The organism is Micromonospora inaquosa (genome assembly GCF_003857055.1).
GTDB classification, from domain to species: Bacteria; Actinomycetota; Actinomycetes; order Mycobacteriales; family Micromonosporaceae; genus Micromonospora; species Micromonospora inaquosa.
The window spans coordinates 1-9,654 of the sequence record NZ_QGSZ01000171.1; the positions used below are offsets into that span (position 1 = coordinate 1).

Sequence of the window (9,654 nt, forward strand, 5' to 3'; positions counted from 1 at the left end):
CCGTGACCGCCCTCGCTCTCGCCCCCGCCCCCGCCCTCGCTCTCGTGATCAAGAGGTTTGCGGGAAGTTTGATCTCCAAAAGCGCCGCAAACCTCTTGATCACCGGGACGGGATGAGGGTGGAAGGACGCGGTTGGCGGCGGGGAGCAGCGCGGCCAGGGCCAAGCGGTCGCGGCCCTGCGCGCGGAGCGCCTGGCCCACCGAGATGGTTGCTGTCGCCCCCAGGAGCCGGTCGGCGGCGGCGGCGGACATCGCCCGGTCGGCGGCCAACCAGGCCAGGTCGGCCTCGCCGAGCTTCACCAACAGCAACGAGGTGATCCGGTACGCCTGCACCAGCAACTCCGCTGCCCGCGCACCCTGGGCGACGTCGAGCAGACCCGGCAACAGGCGCACCAACTGCCCGTAGTGCGCGTGCTGGTAGGTCAACCAGGCATGCCCGACCTGCCGTCTCAGCGCGTCCGTCCGCGGTGGAGACTGCGGGATGTCGTAGCGGGCCAGTGCGGCGCGGATGTCGTCCACCCCGTCCGGCGTGCCCGCCGGGGTGCTTCGCGGCTGACCGAGCAACACCTCCGGCCCGACCCGCAGGACGTGGGCCAGCTCCTGGATCACCGAGTACCGGTCCAGAGCGCGGGCACCCCGCTCGATCTTGTCCACCCAACTCTTCGACCTGCGCAGCCGGTCCGCGAGCATCTGCTGCGTCATCGACCGCCGCACCCGCCAGCTCGCCACCCGGCGACCGATCGGGAGGTCATCGCTGCTCACGCCGCCACCGCCGGTCCGGGACCGCACGGGTCGTGTCATCCACCGGCACGCGCTCCGCCTCGGCCTGAGCCAGGAGACGCTGCTTGGCAGCCTCCCGCTCGGCCGCCTCACTGTTGTCCTCCGGAGCGTTGTCGTCCTGACCGCTCATCCCCGCCTCCTCCGGTGGAGGCCCATCGGCACACGGTCGACCGTTGCCGCACTGGACCATCAGGACGTGCTCACGTCCCAAACCGGACAGTAGGGCGGATTGGTGATGCGATGATTACTGGCAGTCATGCGGCCAGGTTGATGCCGATGCGACCGGCGAGCAAGCGCAACTCGTCGGGGATGGCTCGGCGCTGGGCGCGCTGGGCGAGAGTCACCACGGCATCGCGGGCGAGGGGGTTGATGGCGAACGGGATCGGCGCGGCCCGCTCGGCCCGCACAAACGCGGCGAGAGCCTCGGCGTCCCGACGACCGCCGTCCGCCAAGGCGCGGCCGAGGTCGAGCCAGTAGGACTGCTGGCGGATGGACGCTGCGAGGACCTGCGGCCGGACCGTCCGGGACAGTTCGATGACCCGGCCGGACTCCCCCTGCTCGGCGGCGATGGACATCTCCCACAGCCCGACGTTGGTTGGTCCGAACCCGCAGCCGTTGAAGCCCGCGCCGTCGACCGGATCCCCTAGGGTCGCCGCCTCGCGGGCCGCCTCTGCGAGGTGATCGCGGGTGACGTCCAGACGCCCACTCACCGCGGAGGTCAGGGCAGCGGAGAGGTGGAGTTGTCCGAGCATCTGTCGGACTCGCTCGTCAGCGGCGTCAGCTTGAAGCTCAGTCAGGGACCGGTCCGCAGCGCGCGCCGCGACGGGCGCGGACTCGATCGGCAAGCTCTGCGCGTAGGCGAAACGGGATGCCGCGATCCACGCTGGATCCTCAGCGTGCTCGGCGACCGTCCCGGAGAGCCGGGCAGCGTTGAGAGCCAGATGCCGGTATCCGAGGTTCCGCAGGCAGGTGGCGGCTTGGTAGGCCACCTGAACGAGCGCGGTGCCGCCTACAGCGGCGGCTTCAAGCAGCAGGCCCGGGAGCAAACGAGCCATAGCCGGGTAGTTGCAGGACGCACGGAGTTGTTCGGCGCGACGAATCTCGGCGGCCAACCGGTCACGTGTGTAGGTCGACGGGCGGCGCTCGCCGTCCTCGATCTCGATCAGGGCTGACCAGATCGCCGGGACGCACTCGGCGGCGCTCTCCCGAGCCGGGTCGCCCGACTCGGTGCCCTGGCCGAGCAGGTCGGCCACCGTGACCTGGAGCGCGGCAGCGAGAGCGACCAGAGTGGAGCGACGGTCGATGGTCTTCCGACCCGACTCGACCTGCGAGATGTAGGACTGGGTGACACCGGCGAGCCCAGCGAGGACGGCCTGGGTCATGCCGCCCCGGCGCATCCGCCAGTACCGGATCCTGGCACCGATGGTGTCCGGCTTCGTCACCACGCCTTCGCCAACCCCCAGGTAGAGGACCAGGACAGCGACCACACCCTGCTGCCCCCGCACGTTGGACGGTACACCGACAGAGCGTCCAAGTGACGGCAGCCACTACAGAGACTGGGTTGGCTCGGTCTGCGCATCCCCATCTATCGAAGATCCCGCGTCATTCCTCCCTTGCCAGGGAATTCCAGGCTTATAAGAGGGGGACCCTTCGAACCACGCTTCATGCCGCTCATTGCCGTATACCGATTCATACTGCACGTGAATCCTGATCCGCTGGGTCACCGCCGACCAGAATTCGGCATCTCTCGTCGGCACGTAATCCTCCACCGCAAAGATCATCAGCTCCTGGCCGACGGGGATGGGCTTACCTTGGCGAAGGGACGTGAAGTTTGGCCAGACCGCGAACGTGCCGCGCAGCGGGTCGACAACCTGCTTCTCCCACGGCCCGACTTCCTCGCCGTCGAGATAGAGCGTCGCCACCCGAATGATGGCCGGGCCAAGGCCGGCATTTCGGATTCGGATGCCGGCCAGACCGCTATTCAACCGGAGGCAGTCCAGGCTCAACAATGGACGAACCGATTGGAAGTTGTGCCTTCGGCTTGCTCTTGCCTCCGTAATCGAAACCACAAGTGAAGCGACGGCGATCACAGTTGCGCAAATGGCAGTAACCGAATTCGCGTCCACAGCTCTCCTCGTCAAACGGTGCGTCGGGCTGCCATCGATCAGGAGGCACCGTCTTCCAAGCTACGTCGCTCAGGCAAGCTGAAACGGTCGCGCTGTCACGTCGCGGTCGACCAGCTACCGGTTCCGAAGTCCGGTGCGGCCTGCATACCCTTCACACGATTCGACCTCGACGTCACAACGCCACGATCGCCGCAGTCTCCGCGGGCAGCTCGATCCGGTCCCGCATGACCGTGACCCCCTCCCCGGTAGCCAGCAGCACCCGCCGGGCCACCCCGGGCAGCGACACCCCCTGCCCCCGCCCGGCGAAGTTCGCCACCACCAGCGTGTCCCCCCGCCGCATCACCAGGAACTGGTCGCCGTTCTGCACCGACACCGCGTGCAACCGAGGATCAGACAGATCCGGCAACGACCGGCGCAGAGCGATCAACCGCTGGTAGAACGACAGCATCGACGCATGTTCGGGCTTGTCCAGCTCAGCCCAGTCCAACCGCGACCGTACGAACGTCTCCGGATCCTGCGGGTCCGGCACGTCCCCCTCGGGCCACCCGTGCGAGGCGAACTCCCGCCGTCGCCCGGTCCGCACCGCAGAAGCCAGCTCCGGCTCCGGGTGCGAGGTGAAGAACTGCCACGGCGTGGAGGCAGCCCACTCCTCCCCCATGAACAGCATCGGAGTGAACGGCGCCGTCAGCAGCAGCACAGCCCCCACCCGCAGCAGCGCAGGCGACAGCGAAGCCGAGATCCGATCCCCGGTAGCCCGGTTCCCGATCTGGTCATGGTTCTGGAGGTAGGCCACCAGCCGATGCCCAGGCACCCGCGAGTCGAGAGGCCGCCCATGGTGCCGGTTGCGGAAGCTCGACCAGGTCCCCGCGTGGAAGAACCCGCCGGTCAACACGTCCGACAGCGTCTCCAGGGAGCCGAAATCGCCGTAGTAGCCCTGCCGCTCCCCAGTCAGCAACGTGTGCAGCGCGTGGTGCGCGTCGTCGTTCCACTGGGCGTGCAACCCGAACCCGCCAGCCTCCCGGGGCGTGATCAGCCGCGGGTCGTTGAGGTCAGACTCGGCGATGAGCGACAACGGCCGACCCAGGTGCGTCGACAGAGCCTCGACCTCAATGGCCAGTTCCTCCAGAAGCGGCACCGCCCGCGTGTCCGGCAGGGCGTGCACGGCGTCCAACCGCAGTCCGTCGACGTGATAGTCGCGCAGCCACAGGAGGACGCTGTCGATGATGTAGCGGCGTACCTCGTCGGAGTGCGGGCCGTCCAGGTTGACCGAGCGGCCCCAACTGTTGCTCTGCTCGGCGAGGTAGGGCCCGAACTGCGGCGCGTAGGCCCCGGAGGGCCCGAAATGGTTGTAGACAACGTCGAGGATCACCCCCAGCCCGCGCGCGTGGGCGGCGTCGACGAACCGTTTCAGGCCGTCGGGGCCGCCGTAGGGCTCGTGCGGGGCGTACCAGCAGACGCCGTCGTACCCCCAGTTGTGTTCGCCGTTGAAGGCGTTGACCGGGAGCAGTTCGATCAGGTCGACACCGAGGTTCACCAGGTGGTCGAGGCGGTCGATGGCGGCGTCGAAGGTGCCGTCCGGGGTGAAGGTGCCGATGTGCAGCTCGTAGAGGATGCTGCCGGGCAGTTGCCGCCCGGTCCACGAGCTGTCGGTCCACGCGAAGGCGGAATGGTCGTAGCGGCGGCTGGGCCCGTGCACTCCCGCAGGCTGCCACGGTGACCGGGGGTCGGGCAGTGGGGTTTCGTCGTCGTTCAGCAGAAAGGAGTAGTCGAGGCCGGCGTCGGGCACCTCGATTCGCCACCAGCCGTCGTCGGTGGCGCGCATCTCGTGGTCGGTGTCGCCTGCCAGGCGCAGCCGCACCCGGGTGGCGTCCGGTGCCCAGACGGAGAATTCGGTCATGAAACGGCCTCCTCGGCAGCGGTGGGAGGAGCCAGCAGAGCGACGGGGTAGTCGGCCAGGAGATTGTCCAGCGGCGTCTCTCCGCCACTGTAGACCCGGCCGGTGAACAGGTCCTTCATCTCGTGAACGGGAAGTGACAGGTCTGTGTCGCACCAGCCGCCGGCGCGGGCCAGGCCCAGCGGCAGCCGGGTCGCCACAGCGATCACGCCACCCCGGTCGAAGGCCAGCGCGTGCCGGCCCATCGGCCCGTGCGCGGGCACCGGTCGGTAGGTGGTGAACAGCTCCGGGTGCGCCCGCCGCAACCGCAGGGTCCGCGACACGACGAGCAGCTTCGCCGCTCCGTCGGTGTCGATCGGGGGAAGCCAGCCGCCGTCGATGCGTGCCAGCAACTCTCGGCGTACGTCGAAGTCGACCGGGCGGCGGTTGTCCGGGTCGACGAGGGAGTTGTCCCACAGCTCGGTGCCCTGGTAGGTGTCCGGTACCCCGGGCATGGTGAGCTGGATGAGCTTCTGCCCGAGGGAGTTGGACCAGCCGGCCGGGGTGATCGCGGCGGCGAGTTCGGTCAGCTCGTCGTGCAGGCTCGGGTCGTCGTACATCAGGTCGACCAGCGCGTGCAGTGCCTGCTCGAAGGCCGGGTCCGGGTCCGCCCAGCTGGTCGAGGCTCCGGCCTCCCGGGCGGCCTTCTCGACGTACGCGTGCAGCCGTTCCCGCTCGATCGGCCACGCGCCAACGGCGGTCTGCCAGAGCAGGTGGGCGAACGCCGGGTCGGGCAGCGGAGCGTACTCCATCCAGGCCTTGACCTGCTCGGCCCAGCGGCCCGGCAGCTCGCTGAGCACGGCGAGGCGGGCGCGGACGTCCTCGCCGCGTTTGGTGTCGTGGGTGGAGAGGGTGGTCATGCTGGCGGGCCAGCGGACCTGGCGGGCGCCGGCGAAGCGGTGGAACTCCGCCGGCGACACCCCGAAGTAGGCGGGGCTGTCGCCGACCTCGTTGAGCGCCACGAACCGGCTCCACCGGTAGAACGCGGTGTCCTCCACGCCCTTGGCCATCACCGCGCCGGTGAGCTGCGGGAACCGTTGGCCCAGCTCGTCGTCGGGGTTACGCAGCCGGCGGGTGACCGCGTCCAGGGCGGCGGCCAGGTCGGGGCGACGGCGGCCGGCCTCGGAGCGGGCGGCGGCGAGGTGCCGGGCGCCGTGCGGCGGGTAGCCCCGGTAGACCGGGAACGCGGCGGCCAGCTCGGCGAGCGCCGCGCGGGCCTGCTCGGTGGGCACCTCGGGGGCGAGGGCGGCCAGCCGGGTCAGCTCGGCGGCGAGCAGCCGGGTGGCAGCAGCCAGCTTGGTGGCGTGGGTCAGGTCCTCCCAGGAGGTGTGCTGCCCGGTCAGGCGGGTGTCCAGGGCGGTGAAGTCACCCTCGGCGTCGGTGTCGATGAAGAGCCCGCCGACCGCTGCCAGGGCGTCGTAGCCGGTCGTGCCGTCCACCGGCCAGTCCGGCAGCTCCTCGCCGTACTCCAGGATCTTCTCCACCACGAGCCAGGCCTGCGGCGCGGCGGCCCGCAACCGGGCCAGGTAGCCGGCCGGGTCGCGCAGGCCGTCCGGGTGGTCGACGCGGATGCCGTCGACCTCCCCGGCGGCGGCCCAGCGCAGGATGAGCTCGTGGGTGGCGGCGAACACCGCCGGATCCTCCACGCGCAGGCCCGCCAGGCCCGCGATGGCGAAGAATCGGCGGTACGTCAGCTCGGCGTCGCCCCGCCGCCAGGAGACCAGCTCGTAGTGCTGCCGGTCGTGCACCTCCGCCGCGCTGCCGTCGCCGGTGCCGTCGGCGATCGGGAAGCGGTGCTCGTGGTAGCGCAGCTCGTTGTCGACCACCTTGAGGTCGTCCAGGGCGGCCGGGTCGTCGGCCAGCACCGGCAGCAGCAGCCGGCCCCGGTCCCAGTCGATGTCGAACCAGTCGGCGTACGCCGAGTCGCGCCCCCGGCGCAGCACGTCCCACCAGGCGGGGTTGGCCGCGGGGACGGCGACCCCGGCGTGGTTGGGCACGATGTCGACGACCAGCCCGAGCTGCTTGTCGCGCAGCGCGCGCACCAGCCGCTGCCGACCGGCCTCGCCGCCCACCTCCGGGTTGACCTCCCGGTGGTCGACCACGTCGTAGCCGTGCTGAGAGCCGGGGGTGGCGGCCAGCAGCGGGGCGCTGTAGAGGTGGCTGACGCCGAGATCATCGAGGTAGTCGACGATGGCGGCGGTGGCATCGAGGTCGAAGCCGGGGCGGACCTGGACGCGGTAGGTGGCCTTGGGAGGGGTGGCCGGCATGTCAGATCGTCCTCTCCAGCACGACGAGGGACCGGTCCGGCACCCGGATGGTGCCGCCCGCGCTGATCACCGTGGCGTCGCCCGGCTCCGGTTCGGCCGTGCTGATCACCCGTTCCCACTTCTGGCCGTACTCGCTGCCGGGCATGGTGAAGTCCAGCGGCGCGTCGTGGGCGTTGAAGCAGAGCAGGAACGAGGCGTCGTGGTGTTTCTGGCCGTACTGGCCGCGCTCCCGGATGCCCTCACCGTTGACGAACAGCGCCACCGAGCGGCCGAAGTCGTTGCCCCAGTCGTCGCCGGTCATCTCCCGCCCGTCCGGGGTGTGCCAGGCCAGGTCGGGCAGCGGCTCGTCGCTGCCACGCCCACCGACGGGCAGGCCGGTGAAGAACCGGCGGCGACGGAACACCTGGTGCCGTTTGCGGAACGCGGTCAACGTCTGGACGAACTCCAACAGTTGCTCGTCGACGTTGTCCCAGTCGACCCAGGCCAGCTCGCTGTCCTGGCAGTAGACGTTGTTGTTGCCGTGCTGGGTGCGACCCAGCTCGTCGCCGTGACCGATCATCGGCACGCCCTGCGACAGCATCAGCGTGGCCAGGAAGTTGCGCCGCTGCTTGGCCCGCAGCGCGAGCACCGCCTCGTCGTCGGTGTCACCCTCGACACCGCAGTTCCAGGAACGGTTGTGGCTCTCGCCGTCCCGGTTCTCCTCGCCGTTGGCCTCGTTGTGCTTGTCGTTGTACGACACCAGGTCATTCAGCGTGAACCCGTCGTGGACGGTGACGAAGTTGATGCTGTGGAACGGGCGGCGCCCGTCGTCCTGGTAGAGGTCGGCGGAACCGGAGATCCGCGACGCGAACTCGGCGAGGGTCGCCGGCTCACCACGCCAGAAGTCGCGGACCGTGTCGCGGTACTTGCCGTTCCACTCCGTCCACAACGGCGGGAAGTTGCCCACCTGGTAGCCGCCGGGGCCGACGTCCCACGGTTCGGCGATGAGCTTCACCCGGCTGACCACCGGGTCCTGCTGCACCACCTCGAAGAAGGTGGAGAGCCGGTCCACCTCGTAGAACTCGCGGGCCAGGGTGGCCGCCAGGTCGAACCGGAACCCGTCGACGTGCATCTCGGTCACCCAGTAGCGCAGCGAATCCATGATCAGTTGCAGGGAGTGCGGGCTGCGCACGTTGAGGCTGTTGCCGGTGCCGGTGTAGTCGACGAAGTAGCGCGGGTCCTCCTCGCTGAGCCGGTAGTAGCTCGGCGCGTCCACCCCCTTGAAGCTCAGCGTCGGCCCGAGGTGGTTGCCCTCGGCGGTGTGGTTGTAGACCACGTCGAGGATGACCTCGATGCCGGCCGCGTGCAGCGCCTTCACCATGCCCCGGAACTCCTGCACCTGCCGGCCGAGCCGGCCCAATGCCGAGTAGCCGTGGTGCGGGGCGAAGAAGCCGATGGTGTTGTAACCCCAGTAGTTGCGCAGCCCCAGGTCGACGAGGCGGTTGTCGTGGATGAACTGGTGCACCGGCATCAGCTCGATCGCCGTCACCCCGAGCCGGGTCAGATAGTCGATCATCGGCGGGGAGGCGATGCCCGCGTACGTGCCGCGCAGTTCCTCCGGGATGTCCGGGTGGCGCATGGTCAGCCCGCGTACGTGCGCCTCGTAGATCACCGAGTGGTGGTAAGGGGTGCGCGGCGGCTTGTCGTTGCCCCAGTCGAAGTACGGGTTGACCACCACCGACTTCGGCATGAACGGCGCCGAGTCGGTCTCCGACATCCGCTCCGGCTGCTCCAGGTCATAGTCGTAGACCGCCGGGTCCCACGCCACGTCACCGTCGATGGCCTTGGCGTACGGGTCGATCAGCAGCTTGTGCGGGTTGCAGCGCAACCCGTTCGCCTGGTCGTACGGGCCGTGCACCCGGTAGCCGTAGCGTTGGCCCGGCTCGATGCCCGGCAGGTACGCGTGCCACACGTAGGCGTCCACCTCGCGCAGCTCGACGCGGCGCTCCGCGCCGGTGTCCCACTCGTCGAAGAGGCACAGCTCGATCCGCTCGGCCACCTCGGAGAAGATGGCGAAGTTGGTGCCCATCCCGTCGTAGGTGGCGCCCAGGGGGTACCGCTCGCCCGGCCAGACCTGCATGTTGCTCCTTCGAACCATGGTCGTGTGCACACCGGGCCGATCCCGCCCGCGCGCACGCGGGTAGTGCCCCCGGCTCGGGCGCGCCAATCCATCCTGACAGGCACTGCCCGGAAACCACCTGTCTGATGCGCGCTACCCCGATCGGGTGTCCTCCGTCACGATGGCCCTTTTCGAGATGCGGTCTTGGGTTCGATGGACTTTCCTTGACCGGGGGCAAGCGTCCGCGCGCGCCCCGCCAGGCCCTCGGCCACTCCTTACACCTCTCGCTCCGCCGCCACTGACGCCGGCGCGCACCACCATGCATGGACGGAGACTGATGTGACTCTGCGGGTCGACGAGCAGCTCGCTGCCACCAAGGACCGGGCCCACCGGCCCACCCTGATCTCCCGGCCCCCCGCGCAGCCCGGTAACACCGCGCAGCCCCGCACCC

The 9,654-nt window shown here is 69.6% G+C and carries 7 protein-coding genes; all 7 read right to left on the reverse strand.

What is annotated here, in order from left to right:
• A partial coding sequence (locus DLJ59_RS09090; RefSeq protein WP_341869575.1) for a helix-turn-helix domain-containing protein occupies positions 1–800 on the reverse strand: 800 nt, incomplete at its 3' end.
• A complete protein-coding gene (locus tag DLJ59_RS36570) occupies positions 748–909 on the reverse strand; it encodes a hypothetical protein (RefSeq protein ID WP_167493832.1) in 162 nt (53 codons plus the stop codon). The genes DLJ59_RS36570 and DLJ59_RS09090, both read right to left, overlap by 53 nt.
• Before the next feature lie 124 nt (positions 910–1,033).
• Entirely contained in the window at positions 1,034–2,224 is a 1,191-nt protein-coding gene (locus DLJ59_RS09095; protein WP_124772064.1) for a helix-turn-helix domain-containing protein, read from the reverse strand.
• Positions 2,225–2,326: 102 nt separating this feature from the next.
• Positions 2,327–2,905 (reverse strand): hypothetical protein, encoded by a 579-nt coding sequence (locus tag DLJ59_RS09100; RefSeq protein WP_124772060.1) that lies wholly within the window; start codon positions 2,903–2,905, stop codon positions 2,327–2,329.
• Positions 2,906–3,077: 172 nt separating this feature from the next.
• Positions 3,078–4,802, reverse strand: coding sequence for a malto-oligosyltrehalose trehalohydrolase (gene treZ, locus DLJ59_RS09105; protein ID WP_124772061.1), 1,725 nt, complete (start codon positions 4,800–4,802; stop codon positions 3,078–3,080).
• Positions 4,799–7,105 carry a malto-oligosyltrehalose synthase gene (gene treY / locus DLJ59_RS09110; RefSeq protein WP_124772062.1) on the reverse strand — a complete coding sequence of 769 codons (2,307 nt, stop codon included), beginning with the start codon at positions 7,103–7,105 and terminating at the stop codon, positions 4,799–4,801. Before treY ends, treZ begins: the two co-directional genes overlap by 4 nt.
• A gap of 1 nt (position 7,106) precedes the next feature.
• Positions 7,107–9,224 carry a glycogen debranching protein GlgX gene (glgX, locus tag DLJ59_RS09115; protein ID WP_124772063.1) on the reverse strand — a complete coding sequence of 706 codons (2,118 nt, stop codon included), beginning with the start codon at positions 9,222–9,224 and terminating at the stop codon, positions 7,107–7,109.
• Between the last annotated feature and the right edge of the window lie 430 nt (positions 9,225–9,654).